23 protein-coding genes and 1 riboswitch are annotated in these 25,275 nt (G+C 67.5%); of the genes, 6 read left to right on the top strand and 17 right to left on the bottom strand.

Annotated elements, in window-relative coordinates; genetic code table 11:
• Nucleotides 1-70: 70 nt before the first annotated feature.
• A complete protein-coding gene (locus ACFPOE_RS05225) occupies nucleotides 71-646 on the bottom strand; it encodes a TMEM165/GDT1 family protein (RefSeq protein ID WP_376848962.1) in 576 nt (191 codons plus the stop codon).
• Between the two features lie 2 nt (nucleotides 647-648).
• Nucleotides 649-823: riboswitch (yybP-ykoY riboswitch) on the bottom strand.
• A gap of 102 nt (nucleotides 824-925) precedes the next feature.
• Here ACFPOE_RS05225 and amrS point away from each other — a divergent pair.
• Together amrS and ACFPOE_RS05215 are read left to right on the top strand one after the other, a co-directional pair.
• Complete coding sequence (gene amrS / locus ACFPOE_RS05220; RefSeq protein ID WP_376848961.1) at nucleotides 926-2,032, top strand: AmmeMemoRadiSam system radical SAM enzyme; 1,107 nt, start codon at nucleotides 926-928, stop codon at nucleotides 2,030-2,032.
• A 403-nt stretch (nucleotides 2,033-2,435) separates the two neighbouring features.
• On the top strand, nucleotides 2,436-2,642 hold the full coding sequence (locus ACFPOE_RS05215; protein ID WP_376848960.1) for a hypothetical protein: 207 nt from the start codon (nucleotides 2,436-2,438) through the stop codon (nucleotides 2,640-2,642).
• 68 nt (nucleotides 2,643-2,710) lie between these two features.
• Here the strand turns inward: ACFPOE_RS05215 and ACFPOE_RS05210 are convergent, their stop codons facing one another.
• On the bottom strand, nucleotides 2,711-3,256 hold the full coding sequence (locus tag ACFPOE_RS05210; protein ID WP_376848959.1) for an HPF/RaiA family ribosome-associated protein: 546 nt from the start codon (nucleotides 3,254-3,256) through the stop codon (nucleotides 2,711-2,713).
• A gap of 295 nt (nucleotides 3,257-3,551) precedes the next feature.
• Here ACFPOE_RS05210 and ACFPOE_RS05205 point away from each other — a divergent pair, with 295 nt between their 5' ends.
• The gene (locus ACFPOE_RS05205; RefSeq protein WP_376848958.1) at nucleotides 3,552-4,091 is read left to right on the top strand and encodes a c-type cytochrome; all 540 of its coding nucleotides are present in this window, start codon (nucleotides 3,552-3,554) and stop codon (nucleotides 4,089-4,091) included.
• A gap of 115 nt (nucleotides 4,092-4,206) precedes the next feature.
• On the opposite strand, the gene cuyB is transcribed toward ACFPOE_RS05205, so the two are convergent.
• From cuyB to ACFPOE_RS05135, 14 genes are all read right to left on the bottom strand, one after another.
• Nucleotides 4,207-4,938, bottom strand: a complete 732-nt coding sequence (cuyB, locus tag ACFPOE_RS05200; protein WP_376848957.1) for a cysteate racemase — start codon at nucleotides 4,936-4,938, stop codon at nucleotides 4,207-4,209.
• Nucleotides 4,935-6,221 (bottom strand): dicarboxylate/amino acid:cation symporter, encoded by a 1,287-nt coding sequence (locus tag ACFPOE_RS05195; RefSeq protein WP_376848956.1) that lies wholly within the window; start codon nucleotides 6,219-6,221, stop codon nucleotides 4,935-4,937. Before ACFPOE_RS05195 ends, cuyB begins: the two co-directional genes overlap by 4 nt.
• Nucleotides 6,218-7,057: a substrate-binding periplasmic protein gene (locus tag ACFPOE_RS05190; protein ID WP_376848955.1), complete on the bottom strand. Its 840-nt coding sequence runs from the start codon at nucleotides 7,055-7,057 to the stop codon at nucleotides 6,218-6,220. Before ACFPOE_RS05190 ends, ACFPOE_RS05195 begins: the two co-directional genes overlap by 4 nt.
• Before the next feature lie 230 nt (nucleotides 7,058-7,287).
• A complete protein-coding gene (locus ACFPOE_RS05185; RefSeq protein WP_376848954.1) occupies nucleotides 7,288-7,668 on the bottom strand; it encodes a hypothetical protein in 381 nt (126 codons plus the stop codon).
• A 122-nt stretch (nucleotides 7,669-7,790) separates the two neighbouring features.
• Nucleotides 7,791-8,183: an NHLP leader peptide family RiPP precursor gene (locus ACFPOE_RS05180; protein ID WP_376848953.1), complete on the bottom strand. Its 393-nt coding sequence runs from the start codon at nucleotides 8,181-8,183 to the stop codon at nucleotides 7,791-7,793.
• A 157-nt stretch (nucleotides 8,184-8,340) separates the two neighbouring features.
• Complete coding sequence (locus ACFPOE_RS05175; protein ID WP_376848952.1) at nucleotides 8,341-9,303, bottom strand: GNAT family N-acetyltransferase; 963 nt, start codon at nucleotides 9,301-9,303, stop codon at nucleotides 8,341-8,343.
• Nucleotides 9,293-10,825 (bottom strand): FAD-binding oxidoreductase, encoded by a 1,533-nt coding sequence (locus ACFPOE_RS05170; protein ID WP_376848951.1) that lies wholly within the window; start codon nucleotides 10,823-10,825, stop codon nucleotides 9,293-9,295. Before ACFPOE_RS05170 ends, ACFPOE_RS05175 begins: the two co-directional genes overlap by 11 nt.
• Before the next feature lie 2 nt (nucleotides 10,826-10,827).
• Nucleotides 10,828-11,358, bottom strand: a complete 531-nt coding sequence (locus ACFPOE_RS05165; protein WP_376848950.1) for a hypothetical protein — start codon at nucleotides 11,356-11,358, stop codon at nucleotides 10,828-10,830.
• Between the two features lie 56 nt (nucleotides 11,359-11,414).
• The gene (locus ACFPOE_RS05160) at nucleotides 11,415-12,053 is read right to left on the bottom strand and encodes an RNA polymerase sigma factor (protein ID WP_376848949.1); all 639 of its coding nucleotides are present in this window, start codon (nucleotides 12,051-12,053) and stop codon (nucleotides 11,415-11,417) included.
• Nucleotides 12,050-13,264 carry an ABC transporter substrate-binding protein gene (locus tag ACFPOE_RS05155; protein ID WP_376848948.1) on the bottom strand — a complete coding sequence of 405 codons (1,215 nt, stop codon included), beginning with the start codon at nucleotides 13,262-13,264 and terminating at the stop codon, nucleotides 12,050-12,052. Before ACFPOE_RS05155 ends, ACFPOE_RS05160 begins: the two co-directional genes overlap by 4 nt.
• Nucleotides 13,265-13,280: 16 nt before the next feature.
• Nucleotides 13,281-16,199, bottom strand: coding sequence for an NHLP bacteriocin export ABC transporter permease/ATPase subunit (locus ACFPOE_RS05150; protein WP_376848947.1), 2,919 nt, complete (start codon nucleotides 16,197-16,199; stop codon nucleotides 13,281-13,283).
• Between the two features lie 12 nt (nucleotides 16,200-16,211).
• Nucleotides 16,212-18,386, bottom strand: a complete 2,175-nt coding sequence (locus ACFPOE_RS05145; protein WP_376848946.1) for an NHLP family bacteriocin export ABC transporter peptidase/permease/ATPase subunit — start codon at nucleotides 18,384-18,386, stop codon at nucleotides 16,212-16,214.
• Between the two features lie 11 nt (nucleotides 18,387-18,397).
• A complete protein-coding gene (locus tag ACFPOE_RS05140) occupies nucleotides 18,398-19,663 on the bottom strand; it encodes an NHLP bacteriocin system secretion protein (RefSeq protein ID WP_376848945.1) in 1,266 nt (421 codons plus the stop codon).
• Nucleotides 19,664-19,679: 16 nt separating this feature from the next.
• The gene (locus ACFPOE_RS05135; RefSeq protein WP_376848944.1) at nucleotides 19,680-21,149 is read right to left on the bottom strand and encodes a TolC family protein; all 1,470 of its coding nucleotides are present in this window, start codon (nucleotides 21,147-21,149) and stop codon (nucleotides 19,680-19,682) included.
• 390 nt (nucleotides 21,150-21,539) lie between these two features.
• On the opposite strand from ACFPOE_RS05135, the gene dusA reads away from it, so the two are divergent.
• Entirely contained in the window at nucleotides 21,540-22,499 is a 960-nt protein-coding gene (dusA, locus tag ACFPOE_RS05130; RefSeq protein ID WP_376848943.1) for a tRNA dihydrouridine(20/20a) synthase DusA, read from the top strand.
• Between the two features lie 2 nt (nucleotides 22,500-22,501).
• Here the strand turns inward: dusA and ACFPOE_RS05125 are convergent, their stop codons facing one another.
• Nucleotides 22,502-23,410: a LysR family transcriptional regulator gene (locus ACFPOE_RS05125; RefSeq protein ID WP_376848942.1), complete on the bottom strand. Its 909-nt coding sequence runs from the start codon at nucleotides 23,408-23,410 to the stop codon at nucleotides 22,502-22,504.
• Between the two features lie 97 nt (nucleotides 23,411-23,507).
• Here ACFPOE_RS05125 and ACFPOE_RS05120 point away from each other — a divergent pair, with 97 nt between their 5' ends.
• On the top strand, nucleotides 23,508-24,176 hold the full coding sequence (locus ACFPOE_RS05120; RefSeq protein WP_376848941.1) for an RraA family protein: 669 nt from the start codon (nucleotides 23,508-23,510) through the stop codon (nucleotides 24,174-24,176).
• A gap of 84 nt (nucleotides 24,177-24,260) precedes the next feature.
• Nucleotides 24,261-25,244 (top strand): Bug family tripartite tricarboxylate transporter substrate binding protein, encoded by a 984-nt coding sequence (locus tag ACFPOE_RS05115; RefSeq protein WP_376848940.1) that lies wholly within the window; start codon nucleotides 24,261-24,263, stop codon nucleotides 25,242-25,244.
• Nucleotides 25,245-25,275 lie beyond the last annotated feature (31 nt).

Raw genomic sequence — 25,275 nt, 5'->3', positions numbered from 1 at the left:
TTTCGGTCAGGGAAAGACGGCCATATTGTGGTCCACAAGGGCTTTGCGCGGTTGTCCTCCGGCCCGCCGGTCAGAACAGCTTGCCGACGTTGAGCAGGGTCAGCACGCCCAGCAGCGCAAAGATGGCTGCAGCCGTGCCGTGGACCAGCCGCATGGGCATCTTCTTGGCGAAGGTTCCGCCCAGAAAGACGGCGGGAACATCGGCCAGCATCATGCCCAGGGTGGTTCCGGCGACGACAGGGATGAGGTCGTGGTAGCGCGCGGCCAGGGCGACCGTGGCGATCTGCGTCTTGTCGCCCATCTCCGCCAGGAAGAACGTGACCAGCGTGGTGCCGAACACGCCGAACCGGTGGCGGTCGGCGCCGGCCGACTCTTCCTCGAGCTTGTCGGGGATCAGCATCCAGCCGGCCATGGCAATGAAGGACACCCCGATGACCCAGCGCAGGACGTCGGGGCCGAGCTGCGCGGCGATCCAGGCGCCAAGCGAGCCGGCCAGGGTGTGATTGACGAGCGTGGCCGCCAGGATGCCCAGGATGATGGGCAACGGCCGCTTGAACTTGGCGGCCAGCAGAAACGCCAGCAGCTGGGTCTTGTCGCCCATCTCTCCGAGGGCGACGACACCGGTCGAAACCAGGAATGCTTCCATGTGAACTCCAGGGGCCGGCAGCAAACCAGGGACCGCACGGCATCCCCGGCCCATCCGGATGCAGTGCAGTCAAAGGTCTTGCCAGGCTTGAAGCTGCATGCGCCATGGCCGTGGGGGCCAAGTGTGTTGACGCATGCCCCTGTTGGTGCAGGGCGGCTACTCCCCAATGACGGGTGCGGCTGCAGTATAGCCGCCGCCCCGATCCGACCGGCAGCAGGCACCCGGTTGATCGGCGCCGGCATGCCCCCACATCAGGGCGATGACCCTGCGAGACCTGGCGTGAGCGCACGCGACGACCATTCGACCCCGGCGACCGGATCCCCGGCGCGCTGGTGGCACCGGCTGGCCGACGGCCGGATCCAGTGCGACCTGTGTCCGCGCGACTGCAAGCTGCACGAGGGCCAGCGCGGGCTGTGCTTCGTGCGCCAGCGCGTGGGCGAGCAGATGGTGCTGGCGACCTATGGGCGCAGCTCGGGCTTGTGCATCGACCCGATCGAGAAGAAGCCGCTGAACCACTTCCTGCCCGGCTCCAGCGTGCTCTCGTTCGGCACGGCCGGCTGCAACCTGGCCTGCAAGTTCTGCCAGAACTGGGACATCTCCAAGAGCCGCCAGATGGACACCCTGATGGACGCCGCCTCGCCGCAGGGCATCGCCCAGGCGGCCCGGGACAGCGGCGCGGCCAGCGTGGCCTTCACCTACAACGACCCGGTGATCTTCGCCGAATACGCGATGGACACGGCCGATGCCTGCCACGCGCTCGGCATCAGGACGGTGGCGGTGACGGCCGGCTACATCAACCCCGAGCCCCGGCGTGCCTTCTTCGCCAAGATGGACGCCGCCAACGTCGACCTGAAGGCCTTCACCGACGAGTTCTACCGGCAGCAGACCGGATCGCACCTGGCCCCCGTGCTCGACACCCTGCAGCACATCGTGCACGAGACGGACTGCTGGCTGGAGATCACGACGCTGCTGATCCCCGGGCTCAACGACAGCACGGCGGAACTGGAGGCGATGACGCGCTGGATCGCCGGCAACCTCGGCGCCGACGTGCCGCTGCACTTCAGCGCCTTCCATCCCGACTACAAGATGGGCGACGTGCCCGCCACCCCGCAGTCCACCCTGACGCGCGCGCGCCGGATCGCGCTGGACCAGGGCCTGCGCCACGTCTACACGGGCAACGTGCACGACGCCGAAGGCGGCACCACCTTCTGCCCCGGCTGCGCCGCGCCGCTGATCGAACGCGACTGGCACGCGGTGCTGCATTACGCGCTGGACGCCGGCGGCGGGTGCCCGCATTGCGGCACCCGCATTCCCGGCCGCTTCGCGCCGCAGTTCCGGCGCGGCCTCGGCCGGCGCCGCATCCCGGTGCGGATCGCGCCGGCGTAGCCGGGCGGCTGCGCCGGGCGGCCGGCGCTACCATTGCCGTCCGGCGCTGGTCGACCAGTCGGCCGGCCGGGGAACAGTGAGGTTGCGATGGAGAAGGCTCCCCGGCAATGCTGCCGGGCAGGCTCAAGCCCTTTCCCTCCGTGGGCCATGTGCGCGACCTGCAGCGCGTCGACGTGGCGCGGGAACTGCTGCAGGCCCGCATCCCGATCGTCGAATGCGCCACGATCGAGGCGGGCGCGCAGGTCGCCCACTACGCCGCGCTGGACGGCGCGGCGAGGCTCCATCGCTGCGCCGCCGTCGTCGGCGCCGGCTGGGATCCGGGGCTGCTGCCCCTGTTCAACCGCGGCTTGGAGATGCTGATTCCGCGCGGCAATACCAGCTTGCACCGGCAGCCCGCGCCGACGTGGCAGAGGTGCGCGGCGCCATCGAGGCCGATCCGATGTTTGCCGGCGAGACGACGCAGGTGTTCCATGTCGGCAGCCCGGCCGACGTGGAGGCCGAGGCCGGTGACGGCGTGGTGCTCGATCGCCAGCAGACCGCCGCCGCCGGCGTCCATGCCAGCCTGATGCTGGCGGCGCGCTTCGATGTGAACGCTTCGCCGCCCGGGTGATGATCGATGCCGCCCATCGCGTTGGCGGGTTGGGCCATGGAGCCCACCGCTATGGGCCGGCAATGTGATCAGTGCAGGTGAACCGTGGTCGCCTGCGGCCCTTCCTCGCCCATTTCCTCGTCGAACCGGACATTGGCGCCGATGGCCAGCGTGCTGATGTCGCTTTCCACCAGGCTGTTGCGGTGGAAGTAGACCAGCCGGCCGTCGCCGGTTTCGATCCAGCCGAAGTCGCGCTGCGGATGGATCTCCACGACCCGGCCATGGGCCGGTCCGTCGTGCGTCTTGACCTTGCGCTGCTGCAGGCGTGCGTAATCCTCCAGCTGGCGCCGCAGTGAATCGAAGACGTCCCGGATCGCGACATACACGTCTTCGTAGGCATGGTGCTCGTCCGGCTCGCGGCTGGCGACCAGCTCGCGGTCGGGCACCTTGATGTCGGCCCGGATGTGGTAATGATTGCCCTGGTGGTGGTGCTTGTGGCTTTCTTCCACCGTGACACGGCAGCTCATGATGTAGCGGTGGAAGCGATCCAGCTTCTCGGCGCGTTCGCGCACCTTCGCTTCGATGGCGTCCGAATGGTCGATGTTGCGGAACGTGATCTGCAGGGGCAGTTTCATGGCGGGTCTCCGTGCGGCGCGCAAGTCAGACCACAGTCTTGCCAAACCGGCGCCAGTCGTGTTGACCAAGATCAAGGGGGAGGTTTCATCGTGATGCCGATCCAGGACCTGCTCCATCGGATCCAGTGGGATCCGCAGTCCGCTGCATCGGGTGCGCGAGGTGTGGCGCGACGGCGAACTGATCTGGCAACGCACCGGCGCGCCTTAGCCGCCGCACGCCCAGCGACATGTGCCCGGGCGAGAAAGGCGCGCTGGCCCTAAGATCGGCTTCCCCACCTTGAATCGAGAACCCCGAATGCTCAAGTCCGCTCTTGCCGGTGTTGCTTTGACCGTCGCCCTGCTTGCCGCAGCGGCGTTCGCCCTGGTGGAAAGCGGCTACATCCCCGCCAACGCCGACGCTGCACCTGGCCGTCTCGAAACCTGGATCGCCAGCACGTCGCTGGACGCGACCCTGAACCGCGAGGCGCCGAAGGAGCCGAACCCGGTTGCGCTGACCGACGAGAACCTGCTGGCGGGAGTGAATCTGTTCGCGCAGAACTGCGCTGTCTGCCATGGCGACTCGCGGGGCCTTCCCGCGGCGTCGCCGATCGCCAGGGGCCTGTACCAGAAGCCTCCGCAGATGGCGACCGACGGGGTCGAGGACGATCCGGAGGGCACGTCGTTCTGGAAGATCAAGCATGGCCTGCGGCTGACGGGCATGCCGTCGTTCGGATCGACCCTCAGCGACAAGGAGATCTGGACCCTTGCGCTGTTCCTCAAGCACATGGACAAGCTCCCGCCGGCGCCCGCGCAGGCCTGGGAGAAGGTTCGCAACTGGCCGCCGGTTCCGCGCTGACGGTCGCCAGCGGGGCCGACACGGCCGTCGCCATTGCTTCGCAGAACGGCGCGATCTCGGCGGCCAGCAGCAGCGCGGCAATCTGCCGTCGGCCACCGCCGCCAAGTTCAGGCCATCAGTCCGGTGGCGCGATCCAGGGTGCCGTGTTCCAGCGCCGTTCCAGGCCATAAGCCACAGCCGCGCGCGCAAGTTCCAGCGAGCTGTCGATCAGCGTCAGCTGCGGGGCCGGGACGTACTGGCTGGCAAGCGGCAGTTCGGTGCACCCCAGGATCACGGTGTCCGCGCCGGCGCTTTGCGCGCCACGCAAGGCGAGTTCCAGGGACCGGCCACCTTCCTCCAGCCGGCCGGCTTTGACCAGGCGAATGCAGCTGTCGATATGCTCCTGCTCTTGCGTCGGCCCGGGGACCCAGAAACCGATGTCGCGCCGCGCCAGCGCCTGCTGGTAGAAGCCTGAGCTGATGACCCCGCGGGTCGCGAAGATCGCGACCTTCGAGGCCGGCGTGGCGGCAATGGCGCTCACGCTGGCGCTTGCGATGTGGAGCACGGGAGCTTCGCTGCACGCGCTCATCCGGTCGAACCAGTGGTGGGAACTGTTGCAGGGAATGACCAGGACGCCCACCCCGATCCGGTTCATCAGTTCGATGCCCGCTTCCAGCTGCGGCCAGGGATCCTCACCCTGGCCCAGGATCGCGCGGGAGCGGTCGTGGATGTGGGGAAGATTGGCGATCATCACTGGCAGGTGTTCCTGGTCGCAGCTCGCCGGCGTGAGCAGGACCAGCTTGTGCATGAAATCAGCCGTGGCCGCAGGGCCCATGCCGCCCAGCACACCGATGCGTCTGTGGCTCATGGTTGCTCGACCACCGCGCCGCCGCGCTCGGCGACGACGGAAACAACGGCGACGTTGCCGATGACCAGGATCAGGGTCCGGAGCATGTCGCACACCGGATCGACCGCCACGAACAGGACGAAGGCTGCCTCGTAAGGCAGGCCGAGGTAGGCGCAGGTCATGCTCGTCATCGAGATCGTCACCAGGCCAGTCATTCCTGAGCTGGCGAAACCGGCGAGGACTGAAGCGGCCGCAACCACCGCGATTTCCGCGGCACCGAGCTCGCGTCCGTACAAATGGGCGATGAACAGGGTGGCGCAGACGTAATAGACCATCGGCCCGGTGCGCAGCAGGGACACGCTCAGCGGCACCAGCAGCTCCGCCTTCGCTCGCTCGAAACCCAGCCGGTCCACCAGCGATTCGATCATCGAGGGCATGCAGGCGGCGCTGCTGCGAGTCGCCAGGGCCAGCGCGAACGGAGCGCGCAGTGCATGCAGCGTCCGGGTCAAGCCCAGGCCGGATCGCTTGTAGAGCACCAGGACCGCCAGCAGCAGGCAGAGCATCGATGCCAGCAGGAAGGACGTCACGAACTGCGCCATCGCCTGCAAGGGCGCGGTCCCGGTCTTGGCCATCTGGGCCGCGCTCATGCACAACAGCACCAGGGGCACCGGAAAGTTGAACCAGTGCATCAGCGTCTGGCAGGCGCGGTAGATGGTCTCCAGCGTCTGGGCCAGGCCGCCTGCGATGCCTTGCGGCACGTTGCCGACGGCGAGGCCGAACAGCATCGAGAAGACCAGCGCCTTCAGCGCATCGCCGCTGGCCAGGGCGGCAAAGATGTTCGAGGGAACCAGCCCCGCCATCACCGCGCCCAGTGCGCTCTCCTTTGCCGCTGGCGCCTGGTCATGGAGCGTCATGATGGTTTCGCTCGACGTCAGATCGCTGCCGACGATCTGCCCGAAGGCGTGCATCGTGGCCGGTGGCAGGTCCTCGCCCGCCCGCGTCAGCAGGGACACCGCGGCGCCGATGGCGACAACCGCGAAGGCGCTCGCGACGAAGACCGCCGCGACCTTGATCAGCAGGCGGCCGGCGCCGCCGTCACGCAGCAGGCGCTGCAGGCTGAAGATGACAGCGGACACCATGAAGGGCAGGATGATCATCTTCATGAGCCCGATGTAGATGTCGCCGACGAACGCCAGGCTGGAAGAAACGGCGGGAGCGACCGCTCCCAGCACGAGGCCGAGCGCAAGGCTCGCGATCACGACCCATGGGTTGAGCGCCAGCGCGTAGAGCCTGGAGTAGCTCATGGCGCCGACAGCCCCGGACGCGGCTCTTGCAGCCGCACCGCATCGAGTACTTTCTTCACGTCGAGCTTCTCCGCATGCTGGTCGAGGAACTGGTTGACGAATGCAAGCAGGGTCGGGCTTGAAATATTGACGGCGATGCCGAGGCTGTCCTCCATATCGCTGAAGGTCACGGTGCGCAGAAGCAGGGGGGCCGCGGGGTCGGTCTGCAGCAGGCGCTTGATTTCGAATTCGTCCCGATAGGCGCCGACGATCTCGCCCCGGGTGACGGCCTTCAGGAGCCCATCCCAGGTGGGGAACTCGACGATCCTGGCGTTGGGGAAATTGCGCCGCGCATAGTCCGCGAACGAGGAATTGGAGATCACGCCGATGGACCCGCGGAAATCGCGGATCACGACCGGCAGTTCCTGTTTCTTGGCGAGTTCGGCGAACTTCACCCGGTTCAGCAACAACGCGTGTTTGAGCGTCAGGTACGGATTGCTGAAGCTGACCACCTGTGCCCGCGCCAGGGTCCGGGAAAGCTTGCTGATTCCCAGGTCGGCTTCACCGCGCGCGACGATGTCCACGACCTCATTGAAGCTGCGCGCCTGGCGGTCGAAGCGGGCCGTGACCTTCAGCTCGCTGGCAACGGCCTTGGCGAGGTCGACCTCGACGCCCGCCAATTTCCCGTTGACCTCGTAGAAGAAGGGCGGGTTGTCGACGCCCAGCATGGCGACCACCAGCTCGCCCCGGGCGACGATGCGAGCGATCTCGGGCGCCAGCAGCCGCCCGTTGGCCTGCCGTGGCACTACGCCGGTCCCCCGCTCGACGGCGGCTGCCGGTGTCCAGGCGAGCGACAAGGCAACGAAAGACAGGGCGCAGCCCAGGCTCGCGATGCCGGTGCGAAGCCGCAGGCACGGCCGTGGTCGTGCCGCGGGGGTGGCCCGCGTGGGAGTCGGCACAGGACGGACGTCCCTGGTTCGCGCTGGTGACAGCGCCGGCAAGGACGTCCGATGCGCGGGCGACCGCGCATCCAGCGGGCGCAGGGCCCAGGCTAACGCGCGAATCACGGCAGGGTGTCAGCCTCGGCTTACCAGGAAGTCATCCAGGGGCCGACGGTGCCGCCAAGTGGGCCAAGTTCTGGCCAGGGCTTGCCCCCGGAGGCGCCGCCCAGAACCCCAGGACCGCTGCTCAGCACGCCACCCATTGACGGCAGGCCGGGAACTCCGCCCTTTCCACCCGCGACGGCTTCCAGCTGCACGTCCGAGAGTTCGCCGTTCTTGCGCGCCGCGATCTGCGAGTCGATCCATGCGCTGGCTTCGGCGCGCTGGATGGTGATGCCCTGTTCGCCGGCAACCTTCACCGCCTGGTCGATGAACTGATCGGGCGTTTGTGCGCCCGCAGCGATCTTCTGGAGCAGCGCCGGATTCTGGGCCACCGACTTGTAGAACTTTTCGATATCCGCTTGCATAGATGTTCCTTGAAAATGTCTGCTATCGCTCAAGAGTCCCGACCGGGATCTCTCTGTATGAGTCACATTCGCGCGCAATTGGTTGCGCGGTTCGCGGCGGCCGGTCGACCGCCGTCCTGCGCCTACCAGCCCTGGAAGGGGTTGAAGGAGACCGGCTTGAACGTTCCGGGCTGGATGCGGTTGCCGCCGTCGGCGATGAGCCCGGTGTTGAGGGTTGCCACGCCCGCGATGGACTCGAAGAGGCCACCGGTGATCTGCCCGGCACTGCCTTTGCCGCCCGCCACCGCCTCCAGCTCCAGATCCGACAACTCTCCGTTGGGGTTGGGAGGGATCACGAAGTTGAGGACCGTGTTGGTGTTTTCCATCACGTTGATCGTGTAGCCGGCGGGAATCTCGATTCCCTCCGCCTTCAGCGTGGCCGCCGTATCGCTCAGCAGCTTCTGCTTGAAGCTCTTGTCGGACCAGCACTTGGCGAGGAGGGCGCCGATCTTGTTGCTTTGCTCTTCTTGGTTCATGTTCGTTTTCTATTCGGTTGAAGAAGCAGCTCTTTCTCGGGACGCTTCCTTACCCGAGCTGCGACAAGGTAAAGAGCAGTGTGCTCGGCTGAGGAAACCGCACGCGACCGACACCACGGTCGTCAGAGCGGCTTCCGCGGCCTCCGAGCATGGGTAACTATCCGGTCGGGTTGGTTGCAGTGTTTCCCCCGTTGCGGTGCGCATGGTTGTCTGGAGGCTGCGCCAGGCGCAACCGGACGCCGCGTGTCTCTTCGAAGCGGGTTGCGTAGGGCGCCATCCACCGGCGTGCGAAGGCGGCCATGGCCGGATGCCAGACCGGCACCGTCCACATTCCGACTTGCAGCCCCGCCAGGGGCATGCGTGCCACCGACTCGTTGTACAGCAGCAGGATGCGCCCCATCCGCTGCAGTCGCCGGTGCACGAAGCTGCAGGTAAAGCGCAGTACGCCTTCGACCCGGTGGTTGATCACCCAGCCGACGACGCGTCCTTCCAGCTTCAGGGCCAGGCTGGTGACCGGCTCGCAGTTCGCTTCGTGGTCGAAGGGGTAGAGGTCTGCCGGCACCCAGGCCTGTTCGCGCTGCGAATCGCGAATGCCGCTGCGGTCTTGCTCCGTCAGGTCCAGCCAGCGCACGACCTCCATCCGGTCCGGCAACGCAAAGGTCTTCATCCACGGCGCCGCCTTGATCGATTCGAGCGTGGCCTGAATGACCAGCATGCGCCCTTCCGGAGCGCTCCAGCCGGAGCTGGCCAGGAACCGTTCCAGCGTCGCGGTGGAGGACTGCCCCGTCATGTAGGTGGCGCGGATTTCCGGCAGGCCACGCTCCAGGCAGAGCGCGCCGAACGCGGACAGCAGCCCGCTGCCGACGCCGGCACCTCGGGACTCCGGTTGCACGTAAAGCGACAGCAGTTGAGCCCATTGGCCGTCGTCCGCCGCGATGCTGGGGTGGCCGAGCGCAAGTCCGACCGGTCTGTTGCTGCCGTCGACCGCGCCGACGGCCAGGATCCGGGCGTCACCCGCGTTGTCGAGCAGGTGCCGCAGCGCCGGGAAGGTGTGGATGCGGTAGGCCGATTGGTCGCCGGCGCCAAGGCTGTGGCAGCGGAAGGGCGGTTCAGTCGACATAACGGCCTGGCGCGAGGATGCCTTGCGGGTCGAGGTGGGAGCGCAGGCCACGCAGCAGGCGCTCGAACGGTCCGTCGCGCGTTCCAAGCACGCGCATGGAATGGATGCCGAGGCGGTAGGGGGGCAGGCCCTGCTCCATCAGCCATTCCAGCATGGCATCGTGGCAGGCCATCGCGCGCTCGTCCTCTCCGGCCACGGTGCGGTCGTACATGAGGCTGACGTAGGCATGGGTCAGGCGAGGCGACATGGCCGACAGACCGACGTGCGCCTCCAGCTTGTGGGCAAAGCCGATCTCGGCGAGCTTCTGCATGGCTGCGGCGACCACCGCGCCGTCGAAGGGGAAGGCCGGGCAGAGCCACACGATGCCGCAGCGATCGCGCTCGGGGTCGGGTCCGGCGGCCACGTCGCGCATCCGCCAGTACGCGGTCCGCAGATTGACCGGGTTCGGAAAGGCGCAGTCCAGGCTCGGGTCGGCAACCCGCATGGCGGCGTCGATGACCTCGAATTTCAGGTCGTCGCAGTGCGGCGCAAGTGCCAGCTCGAGTGCCTCGCGGCTGGCAGCGCCGATCGCCTCCGAGCCGGCATGCAAGTGGCCGCCGCAGAAGGAGGGCTCCGGCTCGCCGCGCGCCACCAGTCGAAACGGCGTCGCGCCACCGGTGCGCGCCCAGGGATAGCGGCCCTGCAACGCGAGGTATTTGTAGAGATTCCACACGGTGAACCCGCAGTCCGTGAGGACACGCTGGTGGTGCAACTCGCGCAGGGCGTCGAGGCCCTTTGCCAGCGCCGCAGGCGAAGCGAAACGGCACCTGAAGCGGGTCTGGTGGACGGGCTGCTTGCCCAGCCACACGGACATCCGTGTCACGACCCCCAGGTTGCTCTGGGCGAACAAGCCATCCAGCGACGGCCCGACGCCGTTGCGGCTGAGCGCCGCCGTCCTGGCGCCATCGAAGCGCGAGAAGCCCGTCCGGATGATCTCGCCGTCCGCGGTCACGACCTCCAGCCCCGCGACGTGATTGCTGCGTTCGCCCAGCGGCCCGATGCCTTCGCCCCGCTCCAGCGCGTTCCCCATGACGCTGCTGTAGTCGCTGCCGCCGATCGGCGCCAGCCAGAACGGCGAAGATTGCCGCGTCAGGAACTCGTAGACCTGCCGGAATGTCACTCCGGGCTCGAGCGTGAGCGTGCCCAGGGTGGCGTCGTAGTCGAGGATGCCGTCCATGCGCGAGAGGTCGAGGAGGGCGGCGGGCCCCCCGCTTGGCACACGGCCGCCGAGTCCCCAGTTCTTGCCCCGGCTGATCGGGTACAGCGGGACCCCGAAGCGCGCCGCCACCTTCACGCAAGCGGACACGCCGGCCGTGTCCGCGGGAGAAATGATGGCCAGCGGCGGATTGTCGGTGGCGAACGTCGTGGCTGCGGCGGTCTCCAGAAGCTCCGCTTCGTCACGGACATGGGCCGCGCCGATGGCCGTTCGCCATGCAGCCATCGCGCCCCCAAGGCCTGCAGTGCGCAGCGGCTGCTCGAGCATGGTCAAGGCTTCAGCGGCCGGAAGCTGAAGGACCATGAAAGGCTGCCATGAGCGCCGAAGGCGCCCGGGTTGTCGCCCGTCGGGACGTGGACGAACTGGAACGGGACCGGGATCGCCGCGGCGGAGACGCCGTCCAGGTCCTCGTCACTGAGGGCCCCGTCGTTTGCGGCCGTGTAGCGCCCCAGCAGGGCGTAGATCTCGCCCCTTTGCAGCGCAAAGCCATGTTCCGCCGCAAAGCGCTGTATCTGGCCGACGAACTCGGACGGCGTGCCGGTGCCGTTCAGGCTGCTTTGCAGCCGCGGGCTGCCAGCCACGAGCTGGAGGAAATTGCGCATCTGCGGCGTCAGCACGCCGCGGTGCGCCTGCCGCATTGCCTGAACCTGGTGCATGACGATGTCGGTCAGAGCGGGTGAAGGTTCCGCGTTGTCGAAATGTGCCGAAAAACTCTTGAGCGCTGCATCCAGCAGGAGCTCGGGAGCCGAAGCCCCTTCGCTCGGGGCCCCAGGGGTGGGGGGAAGATCGCTTTTGTCCATATCACATGAGTAACATGGCACGCCCGATGGTTGCATTCGGTGCAGCCATGCGTGCTTCAGAGGCGCCCGGCCAGCACGTCGAAGTGGGCCGCGGGCAGGCTCTCCCGCAACTGCTTGCGCGAGCGGCTGACCCGGCTCTTGATGCTGCCGACGGGCTCCCCGAGCACGGCCGCGGCTTCGTCGTAGGAAAGACCCTCGAGGCCGACCAGCATGAGGCTCTCGCGGGCATCGGCCGGGAGTTCGCCGAGACAGCTGGCCAGGGCGGCAAGCGCCGCGCTGAAGGCCGCGGCGAATTCCGGGTTCCCCCCGTGGATGGAGTCGCTCGAGCCCGCGGTATCGCTGCCGACCGGCAGGACGTCCATCCCCAGCTCCATCAGGCGCCACGGCGAGCGGGTGGTGCAGTTGCGCACCAGATTGAGCGCAATGCCGGTGAGCCACGAAAGAAGGCGCGACCTCCCATCGAAACTGCGCAGTCCCAGGTAAGCCTGCAGGAACACATCCTGCGTCAGCTCCTCCGCCTCGGCCGAAGTGATTGCGTGCTTGAGCAGGAACCGGTAGATGCGGCCCCGGTGCCGCTCGACCAGCCGACGGAAGGCGTCGTCGTCACCGTCGCGCGCCTCGGCAAACAGCACCAGATCAGCCTCGTGCGGATCAAGTCCGCCGGCGTTTGCCACGGTGACGCCAATGACGGTCATGGCGCCTTCCCGGCCGGCCGCGCGTCCGGCACCGCCGCTGCGTCCGCGTCGCACCGCATGTCGGGCCCGCAGGACAGGTCGACGAACCGGCCGTGGTCGACCTTCTTCACGCCGATCTTCTTGTCCGGAATGTCGCCGGTGGCGTCAAACGTGAAGCTGCCGGCCGCTCCTTGCCAGCCTTTCGTTGCATGCAGGGCCGCTGCGACCTTGTCCGGGACCGTGCTGTTTGCCGTGCGCATGGAATTGGCCAGCAGGTACAGCGCGTCGTAACCGACGACCGGGTAGGTGCCCGGCAGCTTGTGGTACGCGCCTTCGTACAAGCCGACGAAATGCTTGTAGGGAGCGCCGGCCTTTCCGGCGGCCGAGATCTCCTCCGGAACCACCACGCCTTGCGCGTCCTTGTTGGTGAGAATCGCGGGGCTGTCCAGTCCTTCGCCGCTCACGACCGGCTGGCTCAGCCCCAGCCTGCGGGCCTGGCTGATGAAGCTGCTTCCCTCCTGCAGCCGGGCGGCGAGGAAGATGGCGTCGATGGCGTAGAGGTCCTTCCAGGAACTGATCTGCCCTGTGAAATCCTCCGAGCCCTGCAGGTAGCGGCGGCGGTCCACGATGGTGATGCCCAGATCCCGGGCGTGCTGCTCGAAGTAGTTCGCAAGGCTCTGGGTATTGGTCGTCTTTTCGTAGAGCATGGCGACCCGCCGATAGCCCTTGCCGTACATGTAGTCCGCAAGCTGGATGCCGAGGTTGCGGTTGCTCGCAATGCTGCGGAACACGAGGTCGAAGCCTTGCGAATTGATCTTGTAGGCCGTTGCGCCCGGAGTGATGTACACAAGCCCGCCGGCCTGGTAGATCGCGGACGCCGGCAGCGAGATGAAGGAATAGAGGTGCCCGATGACGGCGACCATGTCGTGGTTGTCCGCGAACTCCTGCGCGACCAGCCGGCCCTTCGCCAGCGATCCCGCGTCATCCGCCTTCACGATGCGCAGTTTGCGCCCCAGCACGCCGCCGGCAGCGTTGATTTCGCGGGTGGCCAGGTCGATCCCTTGCCAGAGATCGGCCTTTGGCCCGTCCGTCGGCCAGACGACGCCAACCACGATGTCGCCGGTAGCGGATTCGGCGCGCTGGGCGCGCGCCTTGCGGGGCTGGCCCTCCCAGTCCGAGCAGGAAGAAAGCAGTACGGAAGTGACCAGCAGCGCGATAGACCAGGTTTTCAAGGCGATTCCCTTTGCGTCAGGTGATTTGTCGACGCGCCAGTTCGGCGAAGATGCCGGGCTGCTCCATGAGTGCCGCGTAGGTGCCCGACTGGACCAGATTGCCGTTGTCCAGCACCAGGATCCGGTCCGCATTGACGATCGTGCTCAGGCGGTGCGCGATCACGATGCGCGTCGCCTGCAGCTTTTCCAGGCTGTCGCTCACCATCGCCTGCGCACGGTTGTCCAGTGCGCTCGTGGCTTCGTCGAAGATCACGATCCGGGGCCGGTTGACGATGGCCCTGGCGATGAGCACACGTTGCCGCTGGCCCCCCGACAGCGTTCCGCCGCCGTCGCTCACGACGGTGTGCATGCCCATGGGCATGTCGCGGATGTCGTCTGCGATGCCGGCCTGGGTCGCCGCATCCCATGCATCGTCGAGCGTGAGCGCCGCGGCCGAGCCGATGATGTTGGTGAAGACGTCGCCCGCCAGCAGCTGGCCGTTCTGCAGGACCACGCCGAGCTGCCGTCGCAACGCCCCGAGGTCGAGGCCGGCCATGTCCTGCCGGTCGTAGAAGATGCTGCCCAGGGTGGGCGTCTCGAACCCCAGGAGCAGCCGCAGCAGGGTCGACTTGCCGGAGCCGGATGCACCCACCAGCGCCACGAATTCGCCGGGTTTGATCTGCAGCGAGACGTCCTTGAGGATCTGGGGCCCGTCCGGCGCATAGCTGAAGGACAGATGGTTGATTTCGATTTCACCGGTCAGCTGGCCCGGGTGCGCCTTGCTCGACGTGATTTCAGGCTCGCCCCGCAGGATCGGCTTGGCGCGTTCGTAGATCGGGATGATGTTCAGGATCGACGTCAGCGCGCCCGTCGCCGCCAGCATGGCGCCCATCAAGCCGCCGAATGCGGCATTGAAGGCGAGGAACTGGCCGGTGGAGAAATCCTTGGCGTCCTGCAGGTAGATCGCGATCATCCCGAACAGCGCGATATTCGCCAGCACCGGGAAGACCGCACCGAAGGTGGCCATCGCGTTCTGGGCCATCTGCGCCCTGAACTGGTAGCGCTGCTGCGCTGCAAACTGCACTGCCCACTGATGGAAGGCCCGGGTCTCGGAGCCGGTGGTGCGCAGCTTGGAAATGCCGCCCAGGAACTGGAAGACCATGCCGGACAGCAGCCCCGAGAGCTCGGCCAGCCGGCGTTGCTGGCGCAGTGCCACCAGGTTGACGCCGACCATGAACAGCACGGCCACGAGCACCAGTGCGAGCGCCACCAGCGCCAGCTTGGCGTTGTAATAGAACAGCAGCAGCAGGTTGAAGACGGAGAAGACCGCGCTGAAGATGGCGCTCAGGGTGGTCCCGGAAAGGGCCTGGCGGATGGCGTTGATGCCGTTGGCGCGCACCGCCAGGTCGCCGGCTGAAAAGTCGCGGAAGAAGGGCGCCGGCAGGCGCAGCAGCCGATCCCACACGCCGGCCTGGATCGAGGCATCCATCCTGCTCTCGGCGCGCAGCATGGCGAAACCCTTGGTCAGCTCGAACATGGCGGCACCGAAGGCGCCGGCCAGCAGGGCCAGCGTGACCTGGCTCAGCTGGCCCCGGTCTGCGCCTGGAATCACGGTGTCGAACAGCAGCCCGGTCAGGATCGGCGTGAGCATGCCCAGCACGCCGACGGTGAGGCCCATCAGGCCGACCAGCAGATAGTCGCGGACGAGCCCGTGGCTGCCGAATTTCATCAGGTCCAGCAGCTTCATCTTTCCGTGGGGAAACGAGCGGTAGAAGCTGAATGCGAACGGGCTCAGCGTGTTGGCCAGTTCGGCGCCGACCGGCGAGCGCTCGCCGGTCGCCGGATCGTGCAGCATGTAGCCGCCACGCGTGGGCAGAAGTGCCACCGGCTGGCCGCCTTCTTCGCGGAACCCCAGCAGCGGCCCTGCGCCGGTTGTCCACCATTGCCCCTTCAGGGCGACGGCGCGGCGCCTGATCAGCGAGGCCTCGGCGATTTCGGCGACTTCATCGCGGCGACCCGTTGCCTGGCTTGCGGCCGGCGCGGGCGGCACCGTCACGGTGAAGCCCGCAGCGCCGCCGACCAGGCGAAGGGCGCTCGCGATCGAGGCAGAGGCGCTCTCCGGCGGACCGGCCGCTGCGCGCCGGTCCAGGACCGCTGCGAGAGCGTGCATCGCCCGGTCCAGGTATTCCCCCTCGTGCCCCATCTTCCTCGCCAGCCGCTCGGCTTCCAGCCGCTCCCGCGCAAGCGTGCGCGCAATCAGGCAGGACTGGACCATGCCGTGGAAAGTGTCCAGGCCGGGCCAGAGCGCCGCCTCCCCGAGCAGTGCCGCCGTGCCGGCGGTCGACATGGTTCCAGCCGTTGCCGCTGCCACCCAGCCTGATGGCGGGACCGGGAACAGCGTCCCGGCGGCGGGTTCGATCGGGGCGGACTCCAGGTTCAGGAACCTCAGGTGGGTCTCGCGCGCGCCCAACCACACGGAGCCGGCAGCCAGCAGCAGCTGGTTGGCTGCGACCGTGTACTGCTGGCCCGCCTCGATGGCGGTGGCGCCCTGCGGCGGACTGTCGATGAGCGGCGTGACGAGCCGCGCCATCCACAGGTCCAGGGCCGCTGCGGCCGCGGCGATGCATTCCGGGTGGGCCTGGACGTCGCCGGCCCAGCCGGCGCGATCCAGACGCAGCAGTTTGTGGCCCGGAGCCCCCACCGCGACCAGCCCCCAGCCCAGCGGACTGGCCGGCGGGAGACCGAACAGCAACTCGCCGGCGTCGACCCGAAACAGAGGATGGAATGCATCGTCCGAGCGGTTGTCCCGCAGCCGCACCAGGAAGACGTCGACGCGGCCTTCCGCCACCAGCCAGACGTTCTCTCGCCCTTGCAGCAGCAATGGGTCACCGGTTCGTCCCTGCGCCTGCGTCCCTTGCGAATGGAACAGGTCGAACCCCGGCGGGATTGAGCTCATGGCGGCGGCCTGTCAGTTCTCGTGCATCAGCGTGGCGTAGAGGCCAGCCTGCTGCATCAGTTGATGGTGGGTCCCGCGCTCCTGCACCTTGCCGCGATCCAGGACGATGATCTCGTCGCAATCCCGGATGGTGCTCAGCCGGTGCGCGACGATCAGGCAGGTGCATCCGCGGCGGCGCAGGTTGTCGTCGACCCGCATCTCGGTCACGGGGTCCAGCGCGCTGGTGGCCTCGTCGAGCACGAGGATGCGCGGGTTGATGGCCAGTGCGCGGGCGATCTCCACCCGCTGCCGCTGGCCGCCACTGAAGTTGCCGCCACCTTCCTGGACCTTGCTGTCGTAGCCGCCCTGGCGCGACGCGATGACGTCGTGGATGCAGGCGTCCTTTGCCGCCTGCACCATCTGCGTTTCCGGCAAGGTTTCGTCCCACATGCTCAGGTTGTCGCGGATGGTCCCGCTGAACAGGGCGATCTCCTGGCTGACCATCGACACCGACGCGATGAGGCTGTGGCGCGAATGCGCGCTGCGGGGCTTTCCGTCGAAGAGGATCTCCCCCTTCCAGGGCTCGTACAGGCCCATCACCAGCTTCGAGATGGTCGACTTGCCGCAGCCGGACATCCCCACCAGCGCGACCCGCATCCCGGGCCGCAGCGTCAGGTTGAAGCCTTCCACCAGCGGCGCCTCGAGCGGGCTGTAGCCGAAGGTCACGTTGCGCAGTTCCACATGGCCCGTCAGGCGCACCACTGTCTCCCCGGGGCCCTGGCTGCCGATGCGTTCGGTCTGCGGCTCGCACTGGTATTTGAGGACGTCGTCGAGCCGGTTCATGTCGCCTTCCATCTCCTGCACCTTGGCGCCCATCGACACGAGGTGGTTGATGGGTTCGATGAAGCTGGCCATCAGGCTCTGGAAGGCCACGAGCATGCCCATGGTCATGTAGCCGTCCATCACACGCAGGCCGCCCAGGGAAAGGATCAGCACCGTATTGATCGCGCTGAGCAGGGGCGGGACGCCCATGAGAACGACGTCCATCGTGCCCATGGCCTGGTGCCCGTTCATCACCTTGGTCTGGTTTCCGGCCCACTTGGTGAAGAAATCCGACTCCATTCCGGATGCCTTCAGGGTCTCCATCATCTGGAGCCCGTTCATCGACGTCGCCATCAGCTTGCCGCCGTCGTTGGCGAGCTTCTGCGTCGCGTCACGGCGCTTGCGGGACACCGACCGCAGGAAGATGACGTTGAGCACCGCGATGCAGATGCCGACCCCGGTCAGCAAGGGGTCGTAGGAAAGCATCAGTGCGGCGTAGAACACCACCATCAATGCGTTCAGCACCGTGGTGGCGAGATCGCCGGTCATGAGTTCCGCCACCCTGTTGTTGATGGCCACGCGCGTGCTGATGTCGCCGGCGGACCGCTGCGCGTAGAAAACCACCGGCAGGCGCAACACGTGCCAGAAGAATTTTCCGGTCATCGCCAGCGCGAGCTTGGCGCGGAAGCGCGTCAGGTAATACTGCTGCAGCCATGTCAGGCTGCCGCGAACGATCGCCGTGAACAGGAGGCCGACCAGCAGCGGCTTGACCCAGCTGTCCATGCGGCTCACGAGGTAGTTGTCGATGAACTCCTTGGTGAAGACGGGAAGGACCAGCCCCGGCACGACCAGTGCCAGGCCCGCGAGGATCAGGTACAGCAGGGCCGGCTCGCGCAGCGGAAGCCGCGACCGCAGCCCGCGCCACAAGCTGGGCTTTTCTCCGCTGGGCTGGAACTCCGCGCCGGGCTCGATCGCCAGCACGACGCCGGTGAACGACTGGTCGAACTCGTCGTCGCTGACGGTTCGCGGACCCGACGCCGGGTCGTTGAGGAACACGGTCTCCTTGCCGAAGCCTTCAACGACCAGGAAGTGGTTGAAGTTCCAGAACACGATCAGCGGAAGCTTCATCTCCCGCAGTTCGGCGGGTTCGCGGCGGAAGCCCTTGGCCTCGAATCCGTAGGTCCGTGCCGCCCGCACGACGTTGCTGGCCTTGCTGCCGTCGCGCGAAACGCCGCACGATTGCCGCAACTCCTCCAGCGGCACCCTCTTGCCGTAGGAGCTCATGAGGATGCAGAGCGCGGCAGCGCCGCACTCCACGGCCTCCATCTGCAGCACCGTCGGGGTCTTGACGCGCGGGTGCCGGCGCGCCGGGTTGGTTGTCGCCATGGCCAGCCCGCTCAGAGGTCCACGAACTTGCGCAGCAAGGGGATGACCAGGGTGATCGGGCGGTCGTTCTTCAGGGTCACCGTGGCATTGCACAGGGTTCCGCTCTCGACCCGCAGCGGCGGTCCTTCGGGGGAGGACCAGCGGTACTTGCTGACGGTGTCGTTGCTGGGGGTGAGGTCGGCCTGCGCGGTGATCGGGGAGGTCTGGGAGGAGAGCTGGTGCACCAGTTGCTCGTTCTTGAGCACGCGCATCATCCCCTGGAAGGTGGACGGGAACTCGGCCACGGCACGGACCTTGCCGAGCATGAAGCCGAATTCCTCCCGCTTGACCGTGGAAGGTGAGACCTGCACGTTCATGTGCGGCTTCACCTTCTTGCCATCCTGGGGCGACAGGTAGATGACGACCTCCAGGTCGTCCACGCTCGCTCCCGTCTGTTCGATGGTCAGGATGGGTGTGCCGGCGGCTGCGATTTCGCCGTCTCCGACCCGGATCTCGATGACTCGGCCGCGGTAGGGGCTGTACACCAGGGTGGCCTGGTCCGAGCTTCGCACCAGTCCTGCCAGCCCGCGTTGGGCTTCATTGATCTGGATCGCCAGGCTGCCGAGCTCGCCCTCGACCTGCTTGCGGCTGTCGGTCTGCCGCATGGCGAGTTGCGTGATGTCGTTTTGCCGCTCCAGGATCTCCTGCTTGGCGCTGGCGGCCTCCATCCGGGTCGCCAGCAGCGTCTGGCGCGTGATCAGGCCCTGTTCAAGCAGCTTTTCCTGGACCTGGGCGCGGTTCTCGATCGCGGCGGCGCGCTCCTGCGTCGACTTGATCCGCGATTGCAGGTTGCTTGCCGACTCACGCAGATACTGCTGCTGTTCCCGTTCACTGCGGCCGGTGATGGCCTTGAGCCTGGCCTCCTGCGCCCGCAGTTCGCTCAACTTCGCCTCGACGCTGCGGATCTGCCCGCTGGCATCGTTGCGGTCCATGCGAGCGATGATTTGGCCCTCCTGGACGACGTCGCCGGCCTCCACCGAAATGTCGATGACGCGGCCGTTGCTCGGGGCGACCACCTCCAGGGTGCCGCCCGGCCGGATCAGGATGCAGGAGCCGCTGACCTTGGTCGGAACGTTGCCGAAGATGCCCCAAAGCACCGAGGTCAGGACCAGCCCGCACAGCGCGGCAAGTGCAATCCAGGCCCTGGCGGACGTGACCTTCATCAGAAGATCGAGCTGCTCGGGCGAGGACAGCCGTTCCAGCGAGACTTTGCGGAAAAGTTGCGTGTGCAGGGACATGGGCGGTTGCTTTCCTCTATTCCTTTGGGACGGTCGGCACGCTCAGGAGCTGATCGAGCCGGATCGTCTGCCCATTGCCGGACGGCTCCAGCAGAGTGGCGGTCTCGAACCTCAGCCTTGCGACGGACGTCAGGTAGTTCGCCTGATAGGCAATGTCGGCCGCCAGCGCGGCGAGCAGCAGGTCGTTGACGCTGAGGACCTCGATGAGGGTGGACTGACCGAGCCGGTTCTTCATCTTCTCGTTCTCGACCGCCCGCCTGTACAACGCGAGCGAATCGACCGACTGCAACAGCTGCCGTGCACTGGAACTCGCTCCCGCCAGGGCCGTTTCCACTCCGGCCCCGACGGCGTTGCGCAGGTCCGCGATCCGCAGGTCGCTCTGTTCCACCAGTGCCAGTTGCTGCACGAGGGCGCCCTGGGCGCTGCGGTTTCCGAACGACCACTGGTAGATCAGCGTCGCTCCGCCGCTGGGCCCTGCGACCTGGCCGCCGAACGGCCAGGCGGCCGCCACCGTGTTGCCTTCGTGCAGGCCTGCGTAGCCGACATGCAGCTTCAGGTCGATCTGCGGCTTCAGGTTCTGTCGTGCCGCATCCGCAAGGGTCTGCGACGCAGCGCGGCGCAGGTCTGCGGCAACCACGTCCGGGCGCCTGCGCAGCGCGTATTCGGTCAGGCGCGAGGTCTCCGACGGCAGCAGCGAGAGGTCGCGCGGGCGGTTGGGAAAGCCGTCCACCGGCTCCAGTGCCGAGTAGCGGGAATAGGGAAGTCCCATCGACCTGCCGAGCGCTTGCTGCGCATCGAGCACCACGCGCTCCGCGGACAGGCGTTGCGCAACCTTGTCGGCCACGTTGGCCGAGAGCAGCGTGAGGTCGGCGGCCGGTCGCTCGTCGGCGGCGACCAGCTTCTGGAGTTCCTGCCGCAACCGCCCCACGCCGGTCTCACCCTGCCTGGCGATTTCCAGGTTCTGCCTGGCGGCGACCAGGCCCCAGTACGCGGTGATTGTCGTCAGGACGTTCTGGGCCAGCGAGTGGGTCAGGTCTGCCCGGGTGGCTTCCAGCTCCTTCGAGCTGGCGGCTTCCACGGCCGATGCCGCCGATCCCGACCCTTTGCCCAGTGGCAGCAGCAAGCTCAGGTCGATGCGTCCCAGGTTCTGCGCCGGCACCCCCGACAGCCTGCTGACGTTGTCGAGGCTGCGCGTGCCGGACACGCTTGCGCCAATGACAGCCCCGTTGCGCAGCTGCTGGCTGAGCTGCATCGAATAGGTCGCGACATCGCTATCCAGCGTGGTAAGCGGGCCCTGAGCCTGCTGGGCTGCGGTGAGGGGCGTCCTGGCTCTGCTGAGGTCGATGCTGGAACCGAGCGCCGGATCGAACTGGCCGCTTGCCCCCTCGAGTGCGCCTTGCGCAAACTGGACCTGCCGCTCCTGGACCTTCACGTTGACGTTGTTTTCCAGGGTGCTGCGTACCGCCTCCAGCAGCGTGGTGCGCAAGGGAGCAAGGTCCTGCGCGATCGAGCCTGCTGGCGCCAGGACGCTCGCGCCAGCGCATGACACGAAAAGGAGGCGGGCAACGGCTTGGCGCATTGGCGGCAGGAGCGGTCATGTCAGCCGCTGGTGGTTTTTGTTGATGAGCCGGTTGCCAGCGCCACCCCCCGTGCTGCCGAGCAGATTTAGTATGTCACAAATCGTATCGAATCTATACATTTGTATCGTGTGGCGCCCCGCCGCAGGGGAGACCCGGCATTCCAGGCCAGGCGCCGACGGGTTGTTTAGACTCGGAGCGCACTCCTCCGCCCGGCTTCCGGCCCTCCGGCTCATCCCTTGAACAATGCCGATTGCGATATGAATCAACACCTTGGCGAAGGCAAAGGGAGATGGCGGATGTCGGTCGCCCCGATGATGGACTGGACCGACCGCCATTGCCGCTACTTCCACCGGCTGCTCAGCCGGCACGCGCTGCTGTACACCGAGATGGTCACGACCGGCGCGCTGGTCCACGGCAACGTGCCGCGCCACCTGGACTTCAACCCCGAGGAGCATCCGGTCGCCCTGCAGCTCGGCGGCAGCGATGCCGCAGAACTTGCCCATTGCGCGAAGCTGGGCGAGCAGTGGGGCTACGACGAGATCAACCTCAACTGCGGCTGCCCGAGCGAGCGGGTGCAGCGCGGCTCCTTCGGCGCCTGCCTGATGGCGGAGCCGCAGCTGGTGGCCGACTGCGTCAAGGCGATGGTGGACGCGGTGGCGGTGCCGGTGACGGTGAAGCACCGCATCGGCATCGACCGCACCGAGAGCTACGAGTTCGTGCGCGATTTCGTCGGCGTCGTGAGCCAGGCCGGCTGCTCGGTGTTCCTGGTCCATGCCCGCAATGCCTGGCTCAAGGGCGTGTCGCCCAAGGAGAACCGGGAGCTGCCGCCGCTGCGCTACGAGATGGTCCACCGGCTCAAGCGCGACTTCCCGCAGCTCACCTTCGCCACCAACGGCGGCATCACCACCAGCGGCCAGGTGGTGCAGGAACTGGCGCAGGTGGACGGCGTGATGGTCGGCCGCGAGGCGTACCACAATCCCTGGTGGCTGGCGCAATGGGACAGCGAGTTCTTCGGCGAGCCGCCGTCTGAAATGACGCGCGAGTGGGTCGAGGAATTGATGACCGAGTACATGGTGCGCGAGGCCGCCGCCCACGGCACGCCCTGGAGTTCCATCGCCCGCCACATGCTGGGCCTGCGCAACGGCCTGCCCGGCGCCCGCCGCTGGCGCCAGGTCTGGAGCGACCACAAGCTCAAGGAGTCGCATCCCCGCGACGTGATGGCGCTGGCGCACGACGCGGTGGCCAGGGTCGCCTAGGATCAGCCGGCGGCGGGGCGCAGCCTCCCGACCAGGTCCGCCCGCAGCTGGTCGACCAGCACGTTCGGCCGGTCCTTGTTCCAGGCCATGGCGGTGGTCACCACCTTGATGTTCTCCTGCAGCGGCCGCACCACGACGTTGTCCGGCGCCAGCTTGCGGAACGCCGCCGGCACCAGCGCGATGCCCTGGCCGCAGCCGACGAAGGCCACCTGCGACATCACCGAGCGCACCTCGTGCAGGATGTGCGGCGCGAAGCCCGCCGTGCGGCAGGCGGCTGTCAGGCCGTCGAAGTAGTCGGGGCTGACGTGGCGGTAGAACATGACGAAGCTCTCCTGCGCGAGCAGCGCCAGCCGCACGCTGCGCTTGGTGGCGAAGCGGTGCTCGCGAGGCAGGGCGACGGCCAGCCGGTCTTCCACCAGCGGCAGCGTCTCGATGCCGTCCTCGCTGGCGGCGGCCAGCCGCGCGAAGGCCAGGTCGATGTCGCCGGAGCGCAGCATCGGAACGGCCTCCACGCTGTCGATCTCCCGGACGGCGACGGTCACCTCCGGGTGGCGCTGGCGCATCCGCTCCAGCATCGGCGGCAGCAGGTCCACCATCGCGGAGTTGATGGCGCCGATGGTCAGCACGCCGGTCTGCCCGGCGGCCGCCTCGTGCACCGCCAGTTCCAGCTGCTGCATCTGCTCCACGAACTTGCGCACCGCCGGCAGAATCGCCGCCCCGGCCGCCGTCAGGTGGGCCCCGCGCCGGGAGCGGTCGAACAGCTTGACCCGCAGCGCGCTCTCCAGCGTCTTGATCTGTTCGGTCAGGGGCGGCTGCGACATGCCCAGGCGCTTGGCGGCGCGGCCGAAATTCTGTTCCTCTGCCACCGCCAGGAACAGCCACAGATGACGCACAAGGCGAAAATTGATCATCGAACGATAGCTTTGGCGTATGGATGGATGCTCTTCTTTGGAATATACAGGCGGCGTCCGGGAGCCGATAGTGGCCGCCTGCGAACTGATAGCACCGATGGCCACTGCCGACTTCCTCACCCGCCTGTTCGCCCTGGACACCAGCACCGTGTCCGACGCGCTCGATTTCCTCGGCCTGCCGGGCGCCACCTGCGGGCTGCGGCCGCTGTGGGACTGTCCCAAGCTGGCCGGCCGCGCCAGCACCATCCAGCTCGGGCCCAAGCGCGACGCGCAGCCGTCCGAACACCTGATCACGCCGGTGCTCGCTGCCATCACCGGCGACGACCGGGTGCTGGTGATCGCCGGCGGCCTGGAGGGCGTGTCCTGCTGGGGCGACATCCTGGCCAATGCGGCCGTCGTCAAGGGCGTGCGCGGCTCGGTGATCGACGGCCTGAGCCGGGACGTCGACGGCAGCCAGGCCGTGGGCTACCCGTTGTACGGCCGCGGCCTGACCATGATCAGCGCCCGCAACCGGGTGGTGCAGGTGGCCTCCGGCACGCCGGTCGCCGTCGCCGGCGTCACCGTGCGCGAGGATGATTACGTGATCGCCGACCGCTGCGGCGTGGTGTTCGTGCCGCAGGAGAGCATCGCGGCGGTGCTGGACCTGGGCGAGCGCATCGCGCTGCGGCAGCAGCAGATGGTGCAGGCCGTGCGGCGTGGCCGCGCGGTGGTGGACGTGATGCACGACACGCAGTTCGATGCGATCGGTGCCGAGGCGGCGCGATGAACGTCCAGGGCAATGCACTGGTTTGCCTGGGCTCGCGGCGCCGGCGCGCGCCTCGTTAAGCTACCGCCAACTCCAGCGCCAACCATGAAGCAACCCATCCGCCTTCGCCTGGCCGCGCCGCTCCTGCTGGCCGGCTTCGCGTTGCTGGCCGCCGGCAGCGGCTGGTGCCAGGACGCCTGGCCATCACGGCCGGTCACGCTGGTCTCCCCGTATCCGCCCGGCGGCACCACCGACGTGCTGGCGCGGCTGCTGGCGCAGCGCCTGTCGCCGCGCCTGGGCCAGCCGGTGATCGTGGAGAACCGCGCCGGCGCCGCCGGCAACCTCGGCACCGACTACGTCGCCAAGGCCAGGCCGGACGGCTACACCTTCCTGGTCGGCTCCAGCGGCCCGGTCGTCATCGCCGGCGCGCTCTACCCCAAGCTGCCCTACAAGCCGGGCACTGATTTCACGCCGGTGTCGCCGCTGGCCCGCGCGCCCTTCGTGCTGGTGGTCAACGCCAGGTCCGGGCTCAACACGGTGGCCGACGTGGTGGCCCGCGGCCGGGAAGGCAAGCTCGATTTCGGCTCGGCGGGCTCCGGCTCGCCCCAGCACATCATCGGCGAGATGTTCAACATGGCGGCCGGCACCAAGATCCAGCACATCCCCTACAAGGGCTCGGCACCGCTGGTCAACGACCTGGTCGGCGGCCAGATCCCGATGGCCTTCGACAACCCGGTTCCGCTGATGCCGCACATCAAGGCCGGGACGGTCAGGGTGCTGGCCGTGACCAGCGCCCGCCGCTCGCCGGCCTTCCCCGACATCCCGACGCTGTCGGAGGCGGGGGTCCGGGGCATCGACGCCGAGCCGTGGTACGGGATGCTGGGCCCGGCCGGCCTGCCGCCGGCCATCGTCGCGCGCATGCATTCCGAAGTGCAGGCGATCCTGCAGTCGCCGGAGGTCAGGGAGCGGCTGTCCATGCTGGCCGCCGAACCGATGGCCATGAGCCCGGCGGAATTCAGGCAGCTGATCGACGCCGAGATCGTCAAGTGGACCGCCGCCGTCAAGGCGTCCGGTGCCACGGTGGACTGAACGCTTTCATCTTTTTTCAACAAGGCAGTCT

Origin of the sequence: Caenimonas terrae (assembly GCF_042655405.1) — a bacterium.
In the GTDB taxonomy this organism is placed as follows: Bacteria; Pseudomonadota; Gammaproteobacteria; order Burkholderiales; family Burkholderiaceae_C; genus Ramlibacter; species Ramlibacter terrae_A.
This window is presented reverse-complemented; position numbering and strand designations above follow the sequence as displayed.

What these genes read in the sequence shown, in the direction of transcription:
- ACFPOE_RS05225 (WP_376848962.1), bottom strand. Translation starts at nt 646, where the DNA reads ATGGAAGCATTCCTGGTTTCGACCGGTGTCGTCGCCCTCGGAGAGATG.
- ACFPOE_RS05210 (WP_376848959.1), bottom strand. Translation starts at nt 3,256, where the DNA reads ATGAAACTGCCCCTGCAGATCACGTTCCGCAACATCGACCATTCGGAC.
- ACFPOE_RS05205 (WP_376848958.1), top strand. Translation starts at nt 3,552, where the DNA reads ATGCTCAAGTCCGCTCTTGCCGGTGTTGCTTTGACCGTCGCCCTGCTT.
- cuyB (WP_376848957.1), bottom strand. Translation starts at nt 4,938, where the DNA reads ATGAGCCACAGACGCATCGGTGTGCTGGGCGGCATGGGCCCTGCGGCC.
- ACFPOE_RS05195 (WP_376848956.1), bottom strand. Translation starts at nt 6,221, where the DNA reads ATGAGCTACTCCAGGCTCTACGCGCTGGCGCTCAACCCATGGGTCGTG.
- ACFPOE_RS05185 (WP_376848954.1), bottom strand. Translation starts at nt 7,668, where the DNA reads ATGCAAGCGGATATCGAAAAGTTCTACAAGTCGGTGGCCCAGAATCCG.
- ACFPOE_RS05180 (WP_376848953.1), bottom strand. Translation starts at nt 8,183, where the DNA reads ATGAACCAAGAAGAGCAAAGCAACAAGATCGGCGCCCTCCTCGCCAAG.
- ACFPOE_RS05175 (WP_376848952.1), bottom strand. Translation starts at nt 9,303, where the DNA reads ATGTCGACTGAACCGCCCTTCCGCTGCCACAGCCTTGGCGCCGGCGAC.
- ACFPOE_RS05170 (WP_376848951.1), bottom strand. Translation starts at nt 10,825, where the DNA reads ATGCTCGAGCAGCCGCTGCGCACTGCAGGCCTTGGGGGCGCGATGGCT.
- ACFPOE_RS05165 (WP_376848950.1), bottom strand. Translation starts at nt 11,358, where the DNA reads ATGGACAAAAGCGATCTTCCCCCCACCCCTGGGGCCCCGAGCGAAGGG.
- ACFPOE_RS05160 (WP_376848949.1), bottom strand. Translation starts at nt 12,053, where the DNA reads ATGACCGTCATTGGCGTCACCGTGGCAAACGCCGGCGGACTTGATCCG.
- ACFPOE_RS05150 (WP_376848947.1), bottom strand. Translation starts at nt 16,199, where the DNA reads ATGAGCTCAATCCCGCCGGGGTTCGACCTGTTCCATTCGCAAGGGACG.
- ACFPOE_RS05145 (WP_376848946.1), bottom strand. Translation starts at nt 18,386, where the DNA reads ATGGCGACAACCAACCCGGCGCGCCGGCACCCGCGCGTCAAGACCCCG.
- ACFPOE_RS05140 (WP_376848945.1), bottom strand. Translation starts at nt 19,663, where the DNA reads ATGTCCCTGCACACGCAACTTTTCCGCAAAGTCTCGCTGGAACGGCTG.
- dusA (WP_376848943.1), top strand. Translation starts at nt 21,540, where the DNA reads ATGTCGGTCGCCCCGATGATGGACTGGACCGACCGCCATTGCCGCTAC.
- ACFPOE_RS05125 (WP_376848942.1), bottom strand. Translation starts at nt 23,410, where the DNA reads ATGATCAATTTTCGCCTTGTGCGTCATCTGTGGCTGTTCCTGGCGGTG.
- ACFPOE_RS05120 (WP_376848941.1), top strand. Translation starts at nt 23,508, where the DNA reads ATGGCCACTGCCGACTTCCTCACCCGCCTGTTCGCCCTGGACACCAGC.
- ACFPOE_RS05115 (WP_376848940.1), top strand. Translation starts at nt 24,261, where the DNA reads ATGAAGCAACCCATCCGCCTTCGCCTGGCCGCGCCGCTCCTGCTGGCC.